This window comes from Bacillus sp. B25(2016b), from assembly GCF_001679765.1.
Taxonomy (GTDB): domain Bacteria; phylum Bacillota; class Bacilli; order Bacillales; family Bacillaceae_G; genus Bacillus_A; species Bacillus_A thuringiensis_K.
On the sequence record NZ_CP016285.1, the window covers coordinates 242,296 to 262,743 of the forward strand.

The following is a 20,448-nucleotide window of genomic DNA, read 5'->3' on the forward strand; positions in this document are numbered from 1 at the left end:
AAGGCTGAGCTGTGATGGGGAAGCTCCTTATGGAGCGAAGTCTTTGATTCCCCGCTGCCAAGAAAAGCTTCTAGCGAGATAAAAGGTGCCTGTACCGCAAACCGACACAGGTAGGCGAGGAGAGAATCCTAAGGTGTGCGAGAGAACTCTGGTTAAGGAACTCGGCAAAATGACCCCGTAACTTCGGGAGAAGGGGTGCTTTCTTAACGGAAAGCCGCAGTGAATAGGCCCAAGCGACTGTTTAGCAAAAACACAGCTCTCTGCGAAGCCGTAAGGCGAAGTATAGGGGGTGACACCTGCCCGGTGCTGGAAGGTTAAGGAGAGGGGTTAGCGTAAGCGAAGCTCTGAACTGAAGCCCCAGTAAACGGCGGCCGTAACTATAACGGTCCTAAGGTAGCGAAATTCCTTGTCGGGTAAGTTCCGACCCGCACGAAAGGTGTAACGATTTGGGCACTGTCTCAACCAGAGACTCGGTGAAATTATAGTACCTGTGAAGATGCAGGTTACCCGCGACAGGACGGAAAGACCCCGTGGAGCTTTACTGTAGCCTGATATTGAATTTTGGTACAGTTTGTACAGGATAGGCGGGAGCCATTGAAACCGGAGCGCTAGCTTCGGTGGAGGCGCTGGTGGGATACCGCCCTGACTGTATTGAAATTCTAACCTACGGGTCTTATCGACCCGGGAGACAGTGTCAGGTGGGCAGTTTGACTGGGGCGGTCGCCTCCTAAAGTGTAACGGAGGCGCCCAAAGGTTCCCTCAGAATGGTTGGAAATCATTCGTAGAGTGCAAAGGCATAAGGGAGCTTGACTGCGAGACCTACAAGTCGAGCAGGGACGAAAGTCGGGCTTAGTGATCCGGTGGTTCCGCATGGAAGGGCCATCGCTCAACGGATAAAAGCTACCCCGGGGATAACAGGCTTATCTCCCCCAAGAGTCCACATCGACGGGGAGGTTTGGCACCTCGATGTCGGCTCATCGCATCCTGGGGCTGTAGTCGGTCCCAAGGGTTGGGCTGTTCGCCCATTAAAGCGGTACGCGAGCTGGGTTCAGAACGTCGTGAGACAGTTCGGTCCCTATCCGTCGTGGGCGTAGGAAATTTGAGAGGAGCTGTCCTTAGTACGAGAGGACCGGGATGGACGCACCGCTGGTGTACCAGTTGTTCTGCCAAGGGCATAGCTGGGTAGCTATGTGCGGAAGGGATAAGTGCTGAAAGCATCTAAGCATGAAGCCCCCCTCAAGATGAGATTTCCCATAGCGTAAGCTAGTAAGATCCCTGAAAGATGATCAGGTTGATAGGTTCGAGGTGGAAGCATGGTGACATGTGGAGCTGACGAATACTAATAGATCGAGGACTTAACCATATAATATGTAGCAATGTTATCTAGTTTTGAAGGAATATGCCTTCAATAGTTTGGTGATGATGGCAGAGAGGTCACACCCGTTCCCATACCGAACACGGAAGTTAAGCTCTCTAGCGCCGATGGTAGTTGGGACCTTGTCCCTGTGAGAGTAGGACGTCGCCAAGCAAAAACCTAAGTCGTTTCGACTTAGGTTTTTTTGTGTTTATTTTTATATACCAAATCTTAATGAGGAAAAAGAATGAAAATGAGGGTATTGAGAGTAATAGGAATGATTTTTTGCTTGTCAGGTTTTCTAAGTGCTCCCAAACAATCCTTATAATAGGAACTGTTATTTCTACTACAAGTATATATTTTAAATAATGAGAGTGAAAAAAGCGGGATGATATAAACAAGTATTCGATCATTATAGTAATGGTTGCGATACAAAGGAATATAAACGATATGCTTTATATTAAAGCATATGGAATTTGTACACAAACCGTTTTGTGTATGATAGATCTCTAGAAATATATATTCTAATTTCTTATCCTTCTTGCATATAGTTACAATTATTCTTTTGAATATAACTAAAACACGAACGTTATTGATTAGTAATAAAAAAACATTCGATTATTTGTTGACATTGTTTATGAAATATTGTTAATATAGCCATAGAAAGAATAATATATAAGACCTCATATAATCGCGGGGATATGGCCTGCAAGTCTCTACCTAACGACCGTTATTCGTTAGACTATGAGGGAAAGTCACTCGGTATTTTTCTATTCACAAGGGATACGTATGCCTGAGTAGAGCGCTTTCTCTCATAGTAAAAGAGAAACTGTTCTATTTCAGGCTTTTTTTATTTGAATCGGGGGGATTCTAATATGAAATCACTAGTTGGAGTCATAATGGGAAGCACGTCAGACTGGGAAACAATGAAATATGCTTGTGACATTTTAGATGAATTAAATATACCGTATGAGAAAAAGGTTGTATCCGCTCATCGGACTCCGGATTATATGTTTGAATATGCAGAGACGGCTCGTGAACGTGGATTGAAAGTTATTATTGCTGGAGCTGGTGGAGCAGCACATTTACCAGGAATGGTTGCAGCGAAGACGAATCTTCCTGTAATCGGAGTTCCAGTTCAATCAAAAGCGTTAAACGGCTTAGATTCATTATTATCCATTGTCCAAATGCCAGGAGGAGTTCCAGTTGCAACTGTTGCAATTGGTAAGGCTGGTTCAACGAATGCTGGTTTACTTGCTGCACAAATAATTGGATCATTCCATGATGACATACATGATGCATTAGAATTGAGAAGAGAAGCAATTGAAAAAGATGTGCGCGAAGGTAGTGAGCTAGTATGACGAGAATCATTTTACCTGGAAAAACAATCGGTATTATTGGAGGCGGCCAGCTAGGAAGAATGATGGCATTGGCAGCTAAGGAGATGGGATATAAAATTGCTGTTTTAGATCCTACAAAAAACTCACCATGTGCACAAGTTGCTGATATTGAAATTGTTGCATCATATGACGATTTAAAAGCAATTCAGCATTTAGCAGAGATAAGTGATGTTGTCACATATGAATTTGAGAATATTGATTATAGATGTTTACAATGGCTTGAAAAACATGCGTACTTACCACAAGGTAGTCAGTTGTTAAATACAACGCAAAATCGTTTTACAGAAAAGAATGCGATTGAGAAGGCTGGGTTACCAGTAGCAACGTATAGATTAGTTCAAAATCAAGATCAGCTTACAGAGGCAATTGCTGAGTTATCATTCCCTTCCGTCTTAAAAACGACGACAGGTGGATATGATGGGAAAGGGCAAGTTGTTTTAAGAAGTGAAGCTGATGTTGAGGCAGCAAGAAATCTTGTGGATAAAGCAGAATGTATTTTAGAGAAATGGGTGCCTTTTGAAAAAGAAGTATCAGTTATTGTGATTCGTAGTGTAAGTGGTGAAACAAAAGTGTTTCCAGTAGCAGAAAATATTCATGTAAATAACATTTTACATGAATCTATCGTTCCAGCTCGCATTACAGAAGAGCTTTCTCAAAAAACAATTGCTTATGCAAAGGTACTTGCGGATGAATTAGAACTTGTGGGAACACTAGCTGTAGAGATGTTTGCTACAGATAATGGTGAGATTTATATTAATGAATTAGCGCCAAGACCTCACAATTCAGGACACTATACACAGGATGCATGTGAAACGAGTCAATTTGGTCAACATATTCGAGCAATCTGTAATTTACCTCTAGGAGAAACAAATTTGTTAAAACCAGTTGTCATGGTAAACATTTTAGGCGAACATATAGAAGGGGTCCTAAGACAAGTGAATAGATTAACCGGGTGCTATTTACACTTGTATGGAAAAGAAGAAGCAAAAGCACAGCGAAAAATGGGGCATGTTAATATTTTAAATGATAATATTGAAGTCGCTCTAGAAAAAGCGAAGAGTTTGCATATTTGGGACCATCAAGAACAACTGTTGGAGGGAAAAAGATGATTAGTCGTTATACACGCCCTGAAATGGGTGCGATTTGGACGGAAGAGAACAAATTTAAAGCGTGGTTAGAAGTTGAGATTTTAGCTTGTGAAGCATGGGCTGAGCTTGGCGATATTCCAAAAGAAGATGTTAAAAAAATTCGTGAACATGCATCATTTGATATTGATCGTATTTATGAAATTGAAAAAGAAACACGTCATGACGTAGTTGCATTCACTCGTGCTGTATCAGAAACGCCAGCATTAGGCGAAGAACGTAAATGGGTTCATTACGGTTTAACATCTACAGATGTAGTAGATACAGCATTATCTTACATCTTAAAACAAGCGAATGAAATTATATTAAAAGACTTAGAGAACTTTGTAAGCATTTTAGCTAACAAAGCGAAAGAGCATAAATACACAATCATGATGGGAAGAACACACGGTGTTCATGCAGAACCAACGACATTTGGTTTAAAACTTGGTCTTTGGTATGAAGAGATGAAACGTAACGTAGAGCGTTTCAAACAAGCTGCTGATACAGTTCGTGTTGGTAAATTATCTGGTGCGGTTGGTACATACGCAAATATCGATCCATTCGTAGAAAAGTATGTTTGTGAAAACTTAGGATTAGAAGCAGCACCAATTTCAACACAAACATTGCAACGTGATCGTCATGCTCATTACATGTCAACACTTGCATTAATCGCAACATCTATCGAAAAGATGGCAGTTGAGATTCGTGGTTTACAAAAGAGTGAAACACGTGAAGTTGAAGAAGCTTTCGCAAAAGGTCAAAAAGGTTCTTCTGCAATGCCACATAAGCGTAATCCAATTGGATCTGAAAATATGACTGGTTTAGCTCGTGTTATCCGCGGTTATATGATGACAGCTTACGAAAATGTTCCATTATGGCATGAGCGTGACATTTCTCACTCTTCGGCAGAACGCGTAATTTTACCAGATGCTACAATCGCATTAAATTACATGTTAAATCGCTTTGGTAATATCGTTAAAAACTTAACTGTATACCCAGAGAATATGAAACGCAATATGACAAGAACATACGGCTTAATTTATTCTCAGCGCGTAATGCTTACACTAATCGACAAAGGTATGGTACGTGAAGAAGCTTATGATATCGTACAGCCTAAAGCGATGGAAGCTTGGGAAACACAAGTACAATTTAAAGAGCTTGTAGAAGCTGATGAGCGTATTACAAGCAAGTTAACACAGGAAGAAATTAATGAATGCTTCAACTATGAGCATCATATGCAACACGTTGATACAATCTTTGAACGCTTAGGATTAAACGAAGCGTAAAATTTCATATGGCACAGAATAGAGTCATTCTGTGCCATTCTTTATAAAAACATTATTCACATTTTTCAAACTACAGGGGGCTTGCGAAATGCAAAAGCTAGAATTGCTGTATGAAGGTAAGGCAAAAAGAATTTATCGTACAGAATCAGCAGATATGGTTTGGGTAGAGTACAAAGATAGTGCGACTGCTTTCAATGGGGAGAAAAAAGAGACGATTACAGGAAAAGGTCGTTTGAACAATGAAATTACAACTTTATTGTTCAGAAAGTTACAAGAAGTGGGAATTAAAACACATTTTGTTGAGAAGTTATCTGAAACAGAACAACTTGTTAAAAAAGTGAGTATTATTCCTTTAGAAGTTGTCACAAGAAATGTAATGGCAGGAAGTCTTTCAAAACGATTAGGAATGGAAGAGGGAACTGCACTTGCAGAACCAATCGTAGAATTTTACTTCAAAGATGATGATTTAGGAGATCCGCTTGTAACGGAAGATCATATTCGTGTATTAAACGTTGCATCACCAGAGCAAGTAAGTGTATTACGAGATATGGCTCTACAAATCAATCAAGTGTTGATTGATCATTTCGCAAGCTGTCGTGTAAGATTAGTAGATTTCAAATTAGAGTTTGGTGTAACGGAAGAAGGAGAAATCATTTTAGCGGATGAAATTTCACCAGATACTTGCCGTTTATGGGATGAAACGAGCAATGAAAAGTTTGATAAAGACGTATTCCGTCGCGATCTTGGAAATTTAACAGATGCTTATGAAGAGATTTTAAAACGTTTAGGGGGAATTTCACATGTATAAAGTTAAGGTATATGTAACATTAAGAGAAAGCGTATTAGATCCACAAGGAACAGCAGTAAAAGGAGCACTTCATAGTCTTTCATTCACAGAAGTACAAGACGTTCGAATCGGAAAGTACATGGAACTAACAATTGATAAATCTGTATCTGATTTAGATAGCAAGGTAAAAGAAATGTGTGAAAAACTATTAGCGAACGTTGTAATGGAAGACTTCCGTTATGAAGTTGAGGAGGTTGTCGCACAGTGAAATTTGCCGTAATAGTATTTCCGGGTTCGAACTGTGATGTCGATATGTTCCATGCAATTAAAGATGAGCTTGGCGAAGAAGTAGATTACGTTTGGCACGATACAGAGAATTTAGATGAATATGATGCAATTCTACTACCAGGTGGATTTTCTTATGGTGACTACTTACGCTGCGGTGCTATCTCTCGCTTTGCTAATGCAATGAAAGCAGTGCAAAAAGCTGCTGAGCAAGGAAAGCCGATTTTAGGTGTATGTAATGGATTCCAGATTCTTGTTGAATCAGGATTACTACCAGGAGCATTAATGAGAAACGAAAACTTAAAATTTATGTGTCGCACTGTTCAGTTGCGTGTTGAAAATAATGAAACGATGTTTACATCACAATATGGAAAAGATGAAGTAATTAATATTCCAATCGCGCATGGTGAGGGGAATTACTATTGTGATGAAGCGACGCTTAAACAATTAGAAGAGAACAATCAAATCGCATTCCGTTACGTAGAAAACCCTAACGGTAGCGTTTCAGATATTGCTGGTATTGTAAATGAAAAAGGAAATGTACTTGGTATGATGCCACACCCAGAGCGTGCTGTAGATGAATTACTTGGCGGTGCTGAAGGGTTAAAAGTCTTTCAATCTATCTTAAAACAGTGGAGGGAAACATATGTCGTTAATGCTTGAACCAAATCCAACACAAATTAAAGAAGAGCGTATATATGCGGAAATGGGGCTAACAGACGAAGAGTTTGCCATGGTTGAAAAGATTTTAGGTCGTCTGCCAAATTATACAGAAACAGGGTTATTCTCTGTAATGTGGTCTGAACATTGTAGTTATAAAAATTCGAAACCAGTTCTTCGTAAGTTTCCAACTACAGGTGAGCGCGTTCTGCAAGGACCTGGAGAAGGTGCTGGAATTGTAGATATCGGTGATAATCAAGCAGTTGTATTTAAAATGGAAAGTCATAACCATCCTTCAGCTATTGAACCATATCAAGGAGCTGCAACAGGTGTTGGTGGTATTATTCGTGACGTATTCTCTATGGGAGCACGTCCGGTAGCTCTATTAAACTCACTTCGTTTCGGTGAATTACAGTCACCACGTGTGAAATATTTATTCGAAGAAGTAGTAGCAGGAATTGCAGGATACGGTAACTGCATCGGTATTCCGACTGTTGGCGGCGAAGTACAATTTGATCCATGTTATGAAGGAAATCCACTTGTAAATGCAATGTGCGTAGGTTTGATTAACCACGAAGACATTAAAAAAGGGCAAGCGCACGGTGCTGGTAACACAGTAATGTACGTAGGAGCATCAACTGGTCGTGACGGTATTCACGGTGCAACATTCGCGTCGGAAGAACTATCTGAAAGCTCAGAAGCGAAACGTCCAGCGGTTCAAGTAGGGGATCCATTTATGGAAAAACTTCTTATTGAAGCGTGTTTAGAATTAATTCAATCCGATGCACTTGTTGGAATTCAAGATATGGGTGCGGCTGGTTTAACATCATCATCTGCAGAAATGGCAAGTAAAGCAGGAATGGGTATTGAAATGTACTTAGATGATGTACCACAGCGTGAAACAGGAATGACACCATATGAAATGATGCTATCTGAATCACAAGAGCGTATGTTAATTGTTGTGAAAAAAGGTAGAGAACAAGAAATAGTAGATTTATTTGAGAAGTATGGTCTTGCAGCGGTTACGATGGGGAAAGTAACAGAAGATAAAATGCTTCGTTTATTCCATAAAGGTGAAAAGGTAGCTGAAGTTCCAGCAGATGCTTTAGCAGAAGAAGCACCAATTTATCATAAGCCATCAAAAGAAGCAGCATACTTTACTGAATTCCAAGCAATGAAAATGGAAACGCCAAAAGTAGAAAATTATAAAGAAACGTTATTTGCTCTATTACAGCAACCAACCATTGCAAGTAAAGAGTGGGTATACGATCAATACGATTACCAAGTTCGCACAAGCACAGTTGTTACGCCAGGTTCAGATGCTGCAGTTGTACGTGTACGCGGTACAGAAAAAGGATTAGCAATGACGACAGATTGTAACTCTCGCTACATTTATCTAGACCCAGAGATGGGCGGTAAAATTGCAGTAGCAGAGGCAGCGCGTAATATCGTATGTTCTGGCGGAGAGCCACTTGCAATTACAGATTGCTTAAACTTCGGTAACCCAGAAAAACCAGAAATCTTCTGGCAGATTGAGAAATCAGTAGACGGTATGAGTGAAGCTTGTCGCACATTACAAACACCAGTTATCGGCGGAAACGTATCGATGTATAACGAGCGTAGTGGTGAAGCTGTATATCCAACACCGACAGTTGGGATGGTCGGACTTGTGCATGACTTAAAACATGTAACAACACAAGAGTTTAAGCAAGCTGGTGATTTAGTGTATGTAATTGGTGAGACGAAAGCTGAGTTTGGCGGAAGTGAATTACAGAAAATGATTCACGGCAAAATTTTCGGTCAATCACCAAGTATCGATTTAGATGTAGAATTAAGACGCCAAAAACAAGTATTAGAAGCAATTCAAGCTGGTCTTGTTCAATCTGCACATGATGTTGCTGAAGGTGGTTTAGCAGTTGCGATTTCAGAAAGTGCAATTGGTGCTAAAGGCTTAGGTGCTACTGTGAAATTAGATGGAGAAGCAACAGCAGCATTATTCGCTGAATCACAGTCTCGCTTTGTGATAACTGTAAAACGTGAAAATAAAGAGGCGTTTGAGAAAGCAGTAGAAGCAATCCAAGTTGGAGAAGTAACAAGTACAAATGAAGTAACAATTCATAATGAAGAAAATGAAGTATTACTTACAGCAAATGTAGATGAAATGAGAAAGGCTTGGAAAGGGGCAATCCCATGCTTGCTGAAATAAAGGGGTTAAACGAAGAATGTGGTGTTTTCGGAATTTGGGGGCATGAAAATGCAGCACAAGTTTCATACTACGGATTGCACAGTTTACAGCACCGTGGGCAAGAAGGCGCAGGCATTGTCGTAAATAATGGGGAAAAAATCGTCGGTCACAAGGGGTTAGGTTTAATATCAGAAGTGTTTTCAAGAGGTGAGCTAGAAGGATTAAATGGAAAATCAGCAATCGGACATGTACGATATGCAACAGCTGGTGGAAGTGAAGTTGCTAACGTTCAACCATTGTTGTTCCGTTTTTCCGATCATAGTATGGCATTAGCTCATAACGGAAATTTAATTAACGCAAAAATGCTTCGTCGTGAATTAGAAGCAGAGGGCAGTATTTTTCAAACTAGTTCAGATACAGAAGTACTTTTACATCTTATTAAACGTAGCACGAAAGATTCTTTAATTGAAAGTGTAAAAGAGGCTTTAAATAAAGTGAAAGGTGCGTTTGCGTATCTTTTACTAACTGGAAATGAAATGATCGTTGCATTAGATCCGAATGGGTTCCGTCCGCTTTCAATTGGAAAGATGGGGGATGCTTACGTTGTAGCATCTGAAACATGTGCTTTTGATGTAGTAGGTGCAACATACATTCGTGATGTAGAACCGGGTGAATTACTTATCATTAATGATGAAGGAATTCACGTAGATCGTTTCACAAACGATGTAGAACATGCAATTTGTAGTATGGAATATATTTACTTTGCACGACCAGATTCTAATATTGCAGGCGTTAACGTTCATGCAGCACGTAAGAATATGGGGAAACGTTTAGCGGCAGAAGCTCCTATTGAAGCAGATGTTGTTACTGGTGTACCAGACTCTAGTATTTCAGCTGCGATTGGCTATGCGGAGGCGACAGGTATTCCATATGAGTTAGGATTAATTAAAAATCGTTACGTTGGACGTACGTTTATCCAACCTTCTCAAGAACTGCGCGAGCAAGGGGTTAAGATGAAGCTTTCCGCAGTAAGAGGTGTAGTTGAAGGGAAACGAGTTGTTATGATTGATGACTCTATCGTAAGAGGAACGACAAGTAAACGAATTGTTCGTATGCTTCGTGAGGCTGGAGCGACAGAAGTTCACGTAAGAATTGCTTCACCACCTCTGAAATATCCATGTTTCTATGGCATTGATATTCAAACGAGAAAAGAATTAATTGCAGCAAATCATACAGTAGAAGAAATCCGTGAAATAATCGGAGCAGATTCTTTAACATTTTTAAGTGAAGATGGATTAGTAGATGCAATTGGACGTCCATATGAAGGGAAATATGGCGGCCTATGCATGGCTTACTTTAATGGGGACTATCCAACAGCTCTTTATGATTATGAGCAAGAGCTTTTAGAAAGTATGAAATAAGAAAAGTGAGAAAAGCTTCTACTTCTTTTGATGTAGAAGCTAGCTCCTTTCTTAAAATAGCCCGCCCTGGATGGGAAGAAATTAAAAGACGAGGTGTAAATAACGATGGCGAATGCATATAAGCAAGCAGGAGTAGATATTGAAGCTGGATATGAAGCGGTATCTCGCATGAAAAAACACGTACAAACAACTATGAGAAAAGAAGTACTAGGCGGTTTAGGCGGTTTTGGAGGTATGTTTGATCTATCAAAATTTGCATTAGAAGAACCTGTATTAGTATCTGGAACAGATGGCGTGGGAACGAAATTGATGCTCGCTTTTATGGCAGATAAACATGACACAATTGGTATTGATGCAGTAGCAATGTGTGTAAATGATATTGTTGTCCAAGGAGCAGAGCCGCTTTTCTTCCTTGATTATATTGCTTGTGGTAAAGCTGAACCTAGTAAAATTGAAAACATCGTCAAAGGTATATCAGAGGGCTGTCGCCAAGCTGGTTGTGCATTAATCGGTGGAGAAACAGCTGAAATGCCAGGAATGTATTCTACGGAAGAATATGATTTAGCTGGTTTTACAGTTGGGATTGTTGATAAAAAGAAAATTGTAACAGGTGAAAAGATTGAAGCTGGTCACGTGCTAATTGGCTTAGCATCTAGCGGTATTCATAGCAATGGTTACTCTTTAGTACGAAAAGTGTTACTAGAAGATGGAGAACTATCTTTAGAGCGTATTTATAGCCGCTTAGAACTACCTCTTGGTGAAGAATTATTAAAACCAACGAAAATTTATGTCAAACCTATTTTAGAACTATTGAAGAAACATGAAGTATACGGTATGGCGCATATTACAGGTGGCGGATTTATTGAAAATATTCCACGCATGTTGCCAGAAGGAATCGGTGCTGAGATTGAACTAGGATCTTGGGAAATTCAGCCGATCTTTAGTTTGCTTCAAGAAGTTGGAAAACTGGAAGAGAAAGAAATGTTCAATATTTTTAACATGGGTATTGGTATGGTAGTAGCAGTGAAGGAAGAAGATGCAAAAGATGTTGTTCGTCTTCTTGAAGAGCAAGGAGAAATGGCTCGTATTATTGGACGTACTATACAAGGAGCTGGCGTTACTTTTAATGGGGGCACAGCACTATGAGTAGATTAGCAGTTTTTGCTTCTGGAAGTGGATCTAACTTTCAATCTCTCGTTAATGCGGTAGAAGAAAAAAGATTGGATGCAGAAATTAGTTTATTAGTATGTGATAAACCAGAAGCACGCGCTGTTGGACGGGCAAATTATCATCATATTCCGTGTTTTGCTTTTTCAGCGAAAGCATATGAGTCAAAAGAAGTGTTTGAAAAAGAGATATTAAAGAAGCTAGAAGAATATGAAATTGATTATGTTATTTTAGCTGGATATATGCGTTTAATCGGGCCGACGTTACTAGAAGCATACGGCGGGAAGATTATTAATATTCATCCATCATTACTACCGAGCTTTCCGGGTAAAGATGCTGTCGGTCAAGCGTTAGAAGCAGGTGTGAAAGTAACTGGAGTAACAATTCATTATGTAGATGCAGGTATGGATACAGGGCCAATTATTGCGCAAGAAGCAGTGGTTGTTTCTGAAGGGGATACGAGAGAAAGCTTACAAAAGAAAATTCAACAAGTTGAACATAAATTATACGTAAATACAGTGAATCAAATTGTTCAGTCTGTGAAAGAGTCAACTGTTAACTAACATACAACCAGGGGTGAAGGATAAATGAAAAAGCGTGCATTAGTAAGTGTTTCAGATAAAACAGGAGTAGTAGAATTTGTTAAAGGGTTACTAGAACAAGGGATTGAAGTTATTTCAACAGGTGGTACGAAAAAGTTACTAGAAGAAAACGGTTTACAAGTAATTGGTATTTCTGAAGTAACTGGTTTCCCTGAAATTATGGATGGCCGTGTGAAAACATTACATCCAAATATTCATGGTGGTCTATTAGCAGTTCGTGATAATGAAACACATGTAACACAAATGAATGAGTTAGGTATAGAGCCAATTGACTTTGTTGTTGTTAACTTATACCCATTTAAAGAAACAATCGCTAAGCCTGATGTAACATTTGCTGATGCAATTGAAAATATTGATATCGGTGGCCCGACAATGATTCGCTCTGCTGCGAAAAATCATAAATTTGTATCGGTAATTGTAGATCCAGTAGATTACGATGTTGTATTAGCAGAACTGAAAGAAGACGGTGAAGTAAAAGAAGAAACGAAACGTAAATTAGCAGCGAAAGTATTCCGTCATACAGCAGCGTATGATGCGTTAATTTCTAACTACTTAACAGAGCAAATGGGTGAAGAAAGTCCAGAAACATTAACTGTGACATTTGAGAAAAAGCAAGACTTACGTTATGGCGAGAACCCACATCAAAAAGCAACTTTCTATAAAGCGCCATTCGCAGCAACTTCTTCTGTTGCATACGCAGAACAATTACACGGTAAGGAATTATCGTATAACAATATTAATGATGCAGACGCAGCGCTTAGCATCGTAAAAGAATTTACAGAACCAGCAGTAGTAGCAGTAAAACATATGAATCCATGTGGTGTTGGAGTAGGAACTGATATTCACGCAGCATATACTCGTGCTTATGAAGCAGATCCGGTATCAATCTTCGGCGGTATTATTGCAGCAAATCGTGAAATTGATAAAGCTACAGCAGAAAAGTTACATGAAATTTTCTTAGAAATTGTTATCGCACCTTCGTTCTCGCAAGAAGCTTTAGAAGTGTTGCAAAGTAAGAAGAACTTACGTTTATTAACTATAAATATTGAAAAAGCGACAAGTGCAAGCAAAAAACTAACTTCTGTACAAGGTGGACTTCTAGTTCAAGAGGAAGATACGTTATCATTAGATGAAAGTACAATTTCAATTCCAACGAAACGTGAACCTTCAGAGCAAGAATGGAAAGATTTAAAACTAGCTTGGAAAGTTGTAAAACATGTGAAATCAAACGCAATTGTTTTAGCGAAAGATGACATGACGATTGGTGTCGGTGCGGGACAGATGAACCGTGTAGGTTCTGCAAAAATCGCAATTACACAAGCTGGTGAAAAAGCACAAGGTAGCGCGCTTGCATCTGATGCTTTCTTCCCAATGCCAGATACATTAGAAGAAGCAGCAAAAGCAGGAATTACAGCAATCATTCAACCGGGTGGATCAATCCGTGATGAAGATTCTATTAAAGTGGCAGATACGTATGGGATTGCTATGGTGTTCACTGGCGTACGTCATTTCAAACACTAATAGAGGATGTTTAAAAAGTCCGGTTAAGATAACCTTCGCATGTCGTCGTTGCAATGCCAGTGCGGTACTCATGTAGGAAAGCTACACTCCGTGTCCTCCTGGCAAATGCGCCTCGACCTGCTCGGTGCTCTTAATCCTCCTTTTTAAACTTCTATTGATATGGATGTTTAAAAAGTCCGGTCAAGATAACCTTCGCATGTCGTCGTTGCAATGCCAGTGCGGTACTCATGTAGGAAAGCTACACCCCGTGTCCTCCTGGCAAATGCGCCTCGACCTGCTCGGTGCTCTTAATCCTCCCTTTTAAACTTCTATTGATATGGATGTTTAAAAATCCGATTGAGATAACCTTTTATTGATATGAAAAAGCAAACTAGGAGCATAGCTTCTAGTTTGTACTTATTTAATTATTGGGGGATGAAATATGAATGTTTTAGTAATTGGCCGCGGTGGGCGTGAGCATGCTTTAGCTTGGAAGTTTGCACAATCTGAAAAAGTAGAAAAGGTATATGTAGCACCAGGTAATGAAGGTATGCGAGATGTTGCAACACCAGTTGACATTGATGAAAATGATTTTGATGCATTAGTTTTATTTGCAAAAGAGAATTATGTCGAGTTAACTTTCGTTGGACCAGAAATTCCGCTTATGAATGGAATTGTTGATCGTTTTAAAGAAGAGGGACTTCGTGTATTTGGTCCGAATAAAGCGGCTGCTGTTATTGAAGGTAGTAAAGCTTTTACAAAAGAGCTTATGAAAAAGTATGATATTCCAACTGCGGCGTACGAAACTTTTACAGATTATGAAGAAGCAGTACAGTACATTCAAAAAGTTGGTGCACCAATCGTTATTAAAGCTGACGGCCTAGCTGCGGGTAAAGGGGTAACGGTAGCAATGACGCTTGAAGAGGCATTACAAGCTGTGAAAGAAATGCTACAAGATGTGAAATTCGGCGCGGCAAGTAAGAAGGTCGTTATTGAAGAGTTTTTAGATGGACAAGAATTTTCATTAATGGCATTCGTGAATGGAACAACTGTACATCCAATGGTAATCGCCCAAGATCATAAAAGAGCTTTTGATGGTGATAAAGGTCCAAATACGGGCGGAATGGGTGCATATTCTCCAGTACCACAAATTCCAGAATCAGCAGTTCAAGAAGCGATTCAAACCGTATTGCATCCAACTGCTAAGGCGATGATTGAAGAAAACCGTTCGTTTACAGGTATTTTATACGCAGGTCTTATTTTAACAAATGATGGTCCGAAGGTAATTGAATTTAATGCACGCTTCGGTGATCCTGAAACAGAAGTTGTATTACCTCGATTAGAAAACGATTTAGTTGATGTATGTAACGCTGTATTAGATGAAAGTGAACTAACGTTACAATGGTCAGAAGAAGCGGTAATCGGTGTTGTACTTGCTTCTAAAGGATATCCAGAAGCATATAAAAAAGGTGATATTATTAGCGGACTAGATGCACTGCAAGATGTGATTGTTTTCCATGCAGGTACAGCAATGAAACATGGGGACTTTGTAACGAACGGTGGCCGTGTATTATTTGTTGCTTGTAAGGCAAATAGTTTACAAGAAGCAAAAGATAAAGTATATAAAGAAATCGGTAAAATTGAGAGTGATGGTCTATTTTATCGAAGTGATATAGGATATCGTGCAATTGGGCATGAGATGACGAAAAGTTAATATGTAAAAATCCCGCTGAGGAATCAGCGGGATTTTTATGCATCTTTATCTTTTTTTAATTTCCCTTTTTGCTTTGCCATTTCTCGAAGTAAATACTCGATGTGTGCATTGACGCTACGAAATTCATCATTTGCCCATTTTTCGATGACTGCGTGTAATTCAGGATCAATACGTAATGGAAAGCTTTTCTTTTTAGCCATAATTACTTATAGTCCTTAGTATAGGCTTCCTGTATTAATAACTGGCTGCGCACCTTTATCTGAAACGATGGCAACTAATAAGTTGTTTACCATATTTGCTTTACGCTCGTCATCGAGTTCTAGTACGCCTTCTTCATCTAACATATGGATGGAATCTTTTGCCATCTTCACAGCGCCTTCAACAATTTCTTTTCTAGCAGCTAATACTGCTTTTGCTTGCTGGCGTTGTAGCATTGCATGGGCAATTTCTGTTGCGTAAGCTAAGTGCGTTAAACGAGTTTCTAATACTTCTACACCAGCAATTTCAAGACGTGCTTCTAACTCACGTTTTAATTCTTCAGAGATTTCTTCAGTATTTCCGCGTAACGTAACGCAGGTTTCATCTTGGAAATTGTCATAAGGATATTTTGTTGCAACATGGCGGATTGCCGTTTCGCTTTGAATTTCTACAAATCGATCATAATGTTCAACACCAAACATCGCTTTTGCAGAATCAACAACTTTATATACGATAACAGCTGCAATTTCAATTGGATTTCCATCAACGTCATTTACTTTTAATTTTTTACTGTTAAAGTTTTCAACACGTAAAGATACAGTTTGACGGAATGCGAACGGAATCGTTAAAAATAAACCGTTTTGACGAATTGTTCCTAAATAATTACCGAAGAACGTAATAACCTTCGCTTGATTCGGTTGAACAATACCGATACCTGTAGCGAGAACTGCGGCTAATATAATAGTTAGTGCCGCTCCTATGAAAATTTCTTGTGCAAGGAAAAATACACCGATAGCAGCTAAAATCAAAATTCCAATAATACCGAGAAAACCATTTACATAAAATACTTGTTTTTCTTTCATATGATCGCCTCCTGATATAAAAATGATATCACTTTTATATCATTTTAAGCAAGAGGTATGTATCTAATTTTCTGAATTTTATTGATTGATATCTTTTATATACATTTTAAGGTTGAAAAAGAGAATATACGTTCTGTTTTATGATAAAATAAAGAAGACTTAACCGCCCACTGCAGCAGCTAAGTCCCTTTGAGAGCATCTTGCATCGTGACAAATGATTCAAAGCGGTTTTGCCAGGATTATATCTTCAATCGCTGACTCAATCTCTTTGTCAGAAGCGTCATAACTTCCTTTTGACTCTGGCTTGTCATGAGTGGAAGTTTGATTCACTTCTTCTTTAGCATGTCCTTTTTTAGCAAAATTCATGCTAGGCATTTTAAATGCCCCCATATTCATGTATTTTCCGAATTTCCACATTTCAACAACAGGGCAGAAACGAACAATTCCTTCTGCAACTTTCATTGCACCAATCCATAGAAAAATGTTAGACCAAGTGCACCACGGCTTGCGTACAAGTTTAGTTGCACTACATCCGAAGAGGACAAGCCCAAGTGTAATTCGAATTAGAGCGTTTATTGTCCCGATATTTTGCTTCATTAGAAAAACACTCCTTTTTATGAAAATTGAAATAGATAATACTATTTCTTTTATTAGTATCCCGTTTGATTTTTGGGATATGTAATCCAACATTTGACGTGGAAAAAGATGTTGGAATGTGCGTGTGTGTAAGTAACTTTTTTTGTTATAATGAAAGAATGCATAAAAGGAACTTCAAAATTAAATCCTCTAGTTTAAAAAATATGGAAGAGGTAATTCCAAACTTAATTCTCCGTTTTAAACAAATATTTAAGATGAAGTTAAAACAATAATGATGAAAATAAACTGTTATTTTGAACAGAAATATATATAACTAGAGAAAAGAAAGGGTGTTTTCATGTACGATATTTCCGGATGGAAACATGTATTTAAGCTTGATCCAAATAAGGAGTTAAGCGATGAACATTTAGAAATGATTTGTGAGTCTGGAACTGATGCGGTTATTGTAGGCGGAAGTGATGGAGTTACAATTGATAACGTATTACACATGCTAGTTAGCATTCGTAGATATGCAGTTCCTTGTGTATTAGAGGTTTCTGATGTAGAAGCAATTACACCAGGATTTGATTTTTATTACATCCCAAGTGTTTTAAATAGCCGAAAAGTAGAATGGATAACAGGTGTTCATCATGAGGCATTGAAAGAATTTGGGGATATTATGGACTGGGACGAAATTTTTATGGAAGGGTATTGTGTTTTAAATCCAGAAGCGAAAGTAGCCCAGCTTACAGAAGCGAAATGTGATTTAACAGAAGATGACGTTATTGCATATGCTCGTTTAGCAGACAAGTTATTACATTTACCGATATTTTATTTAGAATATAGCGGTACGTATGGAGATGTTGAACTTGTTAAAAATGTAAAAGCAGAATTGAAACAAGCTAAGTTATACTATGGCGGTGGTATTTCTAATGCAGAACAGGCGAAAGAAATGGCACAATATGCTGATACAGTAGTTGTTGGAAATATTATTTATGATGATATAAAATCGGCGTTAAAAACAGTTAAAGCAGTAAAAGGAGAGTAGGTGCAGGCGTATATGAGTATGACAGATAAGTTATTAAACGGTTTAAATCCACAGCAACAAAAAGCAGTACAAACAACGAATGGACCACTTCTACTAATGGCAGGTGCAGGTAGTGGTAAGACACGTGTGTTAACACATCGTATTGCGTATTTACTTGGTGAAAAAGGTGTAGCACCATGGAATGTACTAGCTATTACCTTCACAAATAAAGCAGCTCGTGAAATGCGTGAGCGTATTGATACACTTGTGGGACCAGAAGCAGAAGATATTTGGATTTCGACGTTCCACTCTATGTGTGTACGTATTTTACGACGCGATATCGATCGTATTGGTATTAATCGTAACTTTACAATCTTAGATTCAGGTGATCAGCTAACTGTAGTCAAAAAAATTATGAAAGAGCGCAATGTTGATCCGAAGAAATTTGAGCCGCGCTCTATTTTAGCGGGTATTAGTAATGCGAAAAATGAACTGTTATCTGCGGATAAATATGCAAAAAAAATTACAATGGCTGATCCATATGAAAAATTAACGAGCGATGTATACACAGAGTATCAAAAACGTCTTTTGAAAAATAATTCATTAGACTTTGATGATTTAATTATGACGACGATTCAGCTATTTGAACGTGTTCCAGAAGTATTAGAGTTTTATCAGCGTAAGTTCCAATATATTCATGTTGATGAGTATCAAGATACGAACAAAGCACAATATCTTCTTGTTAAACATTTGGCAGCGCGTTTTAAAAATCTTTGCGTTGTAGGTGACTCTGACCAGTCTATTTATCGCTGGCGTGGTGCAGATATTTCTAACATTTTGTCATTCGAAAAAGACTATGAGAATGCACAAGTAATTTTATTAGAACAAAACTATCGTTCGTCACAAAATATTTTAAATGCAGCGAATGCTGTTATTGAAAAAAATACGAATCGTAAGCCGAAGAAATTATGGACAGACAATCAAGTTGGAAGTAAAATCTCGTATTATCGTGCCGCAACTGAAAAGGACGAAGCGTATTTTGTTGCAAAAAAAATTCGCGACGATATTCAAATGGGGAAACGAAAATATACTGATTTTGCAGTGCTATATCGTACGAATGCTCAGTCTCGTATGGTCGAGGAGATTTTCCTTAAATCTAACATTCCGTACAAAATTGTGGGGGGTACTAAGTTCTACGATCGTAAAGAGATTAAAGATATTTTGGCGTACTTACGTTTAATCGGTAATCCAGATGATGAAATTAGTTTTGCACGTATTATTAACATGCCAAAGCGTGGTATTGGTGCGACTTCTATTGATAAAATTATTAATTATGGTGTGCAAAACGGAATTTCATTAACTGCTGTATTTGATGAGATTGAGCATGTTGGAGTAAGTGCAAAAATTACAAAGGCAGTAAAAGAATTCGCAAGTTTATTACACAACTGGGTAAATATGCAAGAGTATTTATCTGTTACAGAATTAGTAGAAGAAGTTATTGAAAAAACAGGCTATCGCGATATGTTGAAAAATGAGCGTTCTTTAGAAGCGGAAGGTCGTTTAGAAAACTTAGACGAGTTCTTATCTGTTACGCAAACATTTGAATCTCAAAGCGAAGATAAGAGTCTTGTTGCATTCTTAACAGATTTAGCACTTGTTGCTGATATTGATCGTGTAGATGAAGACCCAACTGCTGGTGAAGAAGTTATCTTAATGACGATGCACTCAGCGAAAGGATTAGAGTTCCCGGTTGTCTTTATTGTTGGTTTAGAGGAAGGGATATTCCCTCATACTCGTTCTCTTATGGAAGAGGATGAAATGCAAGAAGAACGTCGTCTTGCTTATGTAGGTATTACTCGTGCAGAAGAAGAGCTATATTTATCTAACGCGCAAATGCGTACTTTATTTGGTAGAACAAGTATGAACGCTGCGTCTCGCTTCATTACAGAAATCCCGACAGAACTAGTGGAATCATTAAATGAAACAGCGCCGAAGCGTGAAAATTCGTTTGGTGCAAAAGGCAGAACAGCAAGTAGCAGTAAAATGACAACGACAACCACAACACGCTCTCGTTCAGCTTTCGTGCGTCCTGCTGCTAAGACGACAGGCGGTGAGCAAATTGGCTGGGCAGTAGGCGATAAAGCTTCCCACCAAAAATGGGGAATCGGTACAGTTGTAAGTGTAAAAGGTGAAGGTGATGCAAAAGAATTAGATATTGCGTTCCCAAGCCCGATTGGTGTTAAACGTTTGTTAGCAAAATTTGCACCTGTGACGAAACAATAGAAAGGAATGAGGA

The 20,448-nt window shown here is 38.8% G+C and carries 17 protein-coding genes, 1 rRNA gene, 1 riboswitch and 2 other annotated features (1 of these 21 only partly in view); of the genes, 15 read left to right on the plus strand and 3 right to left on the minus strand.

Going from position 1 to position 20,448, the window contains the following annotated elements; all coding sequences use genetic code 11:
* Positions 1–479, plus strand: a sequence feature (mutual gap in cmsearch alignment for this rRNA model is longer than 100) (it extends 227 nt beyond the left edge of the window).
* 3 nt (positions 480–482) lie between these two features.
* Positions 483–1,351: a sequence feature (23S ribosomal RNA rRNA prediction is too short), on the plus strand.
* A 61-nt stretch (positions 1,352–1,412) separates the two neighbouring features.
* The 13 genes from rrf (at position 1,413) to purD (ending at position 15,488) form a co-directional block, all read left to right on the plus strand.
* A 5S ribosomal RNA gene (gene rrf / locus BAQ53_RS01425) occupies positions 1,413–1,528 on the plus strand.
* Between the two features lie 489 nt (positions 1,529–2,017).
* A riboswitch (purine riboswitch) is annotated at positions 2,018–2,119 on the plus strand.
* Between the two features lie 110 nt (positions 2,120–2,229).
* Positions 2,230–2,715 (plus strand): 5-(carboxyamino)imidazole ribonucleotide mutase, encoded by a 486-nt coding sequence (gene purE / locus BAQ53_RS01430; protein WP_000839366.1) that lies wholly within the window; start codon positions 2,230–2,232, stop codon positions 2,713–2,715.
* Complete coding sequence (gene purK, locus BAQ53_RS01435) at positions 2,712–3,863, plus strand: 5-(carboxyamino)imidazole ribonucleotide synthase (RefSeq protein WP_046944998.1); 1,152 nt, start codon at positions 2,712–2,714, stop codon at positions 3,861–3,863. Before purE ends, purK begins: the two co-directional genes overlap by 4 nt.
* A complete protein-coding gene (gene purB / locus BAQ53_RS01440) occupies positions 3,860–5,167 on the plus strand; it encodes an adenylosuccinate lyase (protein ID WP_000625682.1) in 1,308 nt (435 codons plus the stop codon). The genes purK and purB overlap by 4 nt, the downstream gene beginning before the upstream one ends.
* Before the next feature lie 88 nt (positions 5,168–5,255).
* Positions 5,256–5,975, plus strand: a complete 720-nt coding sequence (gene purC, locus BAQ53_RS01445; protein WP_208906441.1) for a phosphoribosylaminoimidazolesuccinocarboxamide synthase — start codon at positions 5,256–5,258, stop codon at positions 5,973–5,975.
* The gene (purS, locus tag BAQ53_RS01450; RefSeq protein WP_000278823.1) at positions 5,968–6,222 is read left to right on the plus strand and encodes a phosphoribosylformylglycinamidine synthase subunit PurS; all 255 of its coding nucleotides are present in this window, start codon (positions 5,968–5,970) and stop codon (positions 6,220–6,222) included. Before purC ends, purS begins: the two co-directional genes overlap by 8 nt.
* On the plus strand, positions 6,219–6,902 hold the full coding sequence (gene purQ / locus BAQ53_RS01455) for a phosphoribosylformylglycinamidine synthase subunit PurQ (protein ID WP_000666787.1): 684 nt from the start codon (positions 6,219–6,221) through the stop codon (positions 6,900–6,902). Before purS ends, purQ begins: the two co-directional genes overlap by 4 nt.
* Entirely contained in the window at positions 6,886–9,105 is a 2,220-nt protein-coding gene (gene purL / locus BAQ53_RS01460) for a phosphoribosylformylglycinamidine synthase II (RefSeq protein WP_000055571.1), read from the plus strand. Before purQ ends, purL begins: the two co-directional genes overlap by 17 nt.
* Entirely contained in the window at positions 9,090–10,505 is a 1,416-nt protein-coding gene (purF, locus tag BAQ53_RS01465; RefSeq protein ID WP_000879023.1) for an amidophosphoribosyltransferase, read from the plus strand. Before purL ends, purF begins: the two co-directional genes overlap by 16 nt.
* Before the next feature lie 105 nt (positions 10,506–10,610).
* Positions 10,611–11,651 carry a phosphoribosylformylglycinamidine cyclo-ligase gene (purM, locus tag BAQ53_RS01470; protein ID WP_001262444.1) on the plus strand — a complete coding sequence of 347 codons (1,041 nt, stop codon included), beginning with the start codon at positions 10,611–10,613 and terminating at the stop codon, positions 11,649–11,651.
* On the plus strand, positions 11,648–12,235 hold the full coding sequence (purN, locus tag BAQ53_RS01475) for a phosphoribosylglycinamide formyltransferase (protein ID WP_000088593.1): 588 nt from the start codon (positions 11,648–11,650) through the stop codon (positions 12,233–12,235). The genes purM and purN overlap by 4 nt, the downstream gene beginning before the upstream one ends.
* A 24-nt stretch (positions 12,236–12,259) precedes the next feature.
* On the plus strand, positions 12,260–13,795 hold the full coding sequence (gene purH / locus BAQ53_RS01480) for a bifunctional phosphoribosylaminoimidazolecarboxamide formyltransferase/IMP cyclohydrolase (RefSeq protein ID WP_000745435.1): 1,536 nt from the start codon (positions 12,260–12,262) through the stop codon (positions 13,793–13,795).
* Positions 13,796–14,216: 421 nt separating this feature from the next.
* Positions 14,217–15,488 carry a phosphoribosylamine--glycine ligase gene (gene purD, locus BAQ53_RS01485; RefSeq protein ID WP_001101982.1) on the plus strand — a complete coding sequence of 424 codons (1,272 nt, stop codon included), beginning with the start codon at positions 14,217–14,219 and terminating at the stop codon, positions 15,486–15,488.
* A 35-nt stretch (positions 15,489–15,523) separates the two neighbouring features.
* Here purD and BAQ53_RS01490 read toward each other — a convergent pair whose 3' ends face one another.
* The 3 genes from BAQ53_RS01490 to BAQ53_RS01500 form a co-directional block, all read right to left on the minus strand.
* A complete protein-coding gene (locus BAQ53_RS01490; protein WP_001085171.1) occupies positions 15,524–15,688 on the minus strand; it encodes a type II toxin-antitoxin system antitoxin in 165 nt (54 codons plus the stop codon).
* A 15-nt stretch (positions 15,689–15,703) separates the two neighbouring features.
* A complete protein-coding gene (locus tag BAQ53_RS01495) occupies positions 15,704–16,549 on the minus strand; it encodes an SPFH domain-containing protein (protein WP_000660669.1) in 846 nt (281 codons plus the stop codon).
* Positions 16,550–16,768: 219 nt separating this feature from the next.
* A complete protein-coding gene (locus tag BAQ53_RS01500) occupies positions 16,769–17,146 on the minus strand; it encodes a YgaP family membrane protein (protein ID WP_000812347.1) in 378 nt (125 codons plus the stop codon).
* Between the two features lie 337 nt (positions 17,147–17,483).
* Between BAQ53_RS01500 and pcrB the strand changes: the two genes are divergently transcribed.
* Together pcrB and pcrA are read left to right on the plus strand one after the other, a co-directional pair.
* Positions 17,484–18,173 (plus strand): heptaprenylglyceryl phosphate synthase, encoded by a 690-nt coding sequence (pcrB, locus tag BAQ53_RS01505; protein ID WP_000272080.1) that lies wholly within the window; start codon positions 17,484–17,486, stop codon positions 18,171–18,173.
* Between the two features lie 12 nt (positions 18,174–18,185).
* Complete coding sequence (gene pcrA, locus BAQ53_RS01510; RefSeq protein ID WP_002181827.1) at positions 18,186–20,435, plus strand: DNA helicase PcrA; 2,250 nt, start codon at positions 18,186–18,188, stop codon at positions 20,433–20,435.
* The last annotated feature ends 13 nt before the right edge of the window (positions 20,436–20,448 follow it).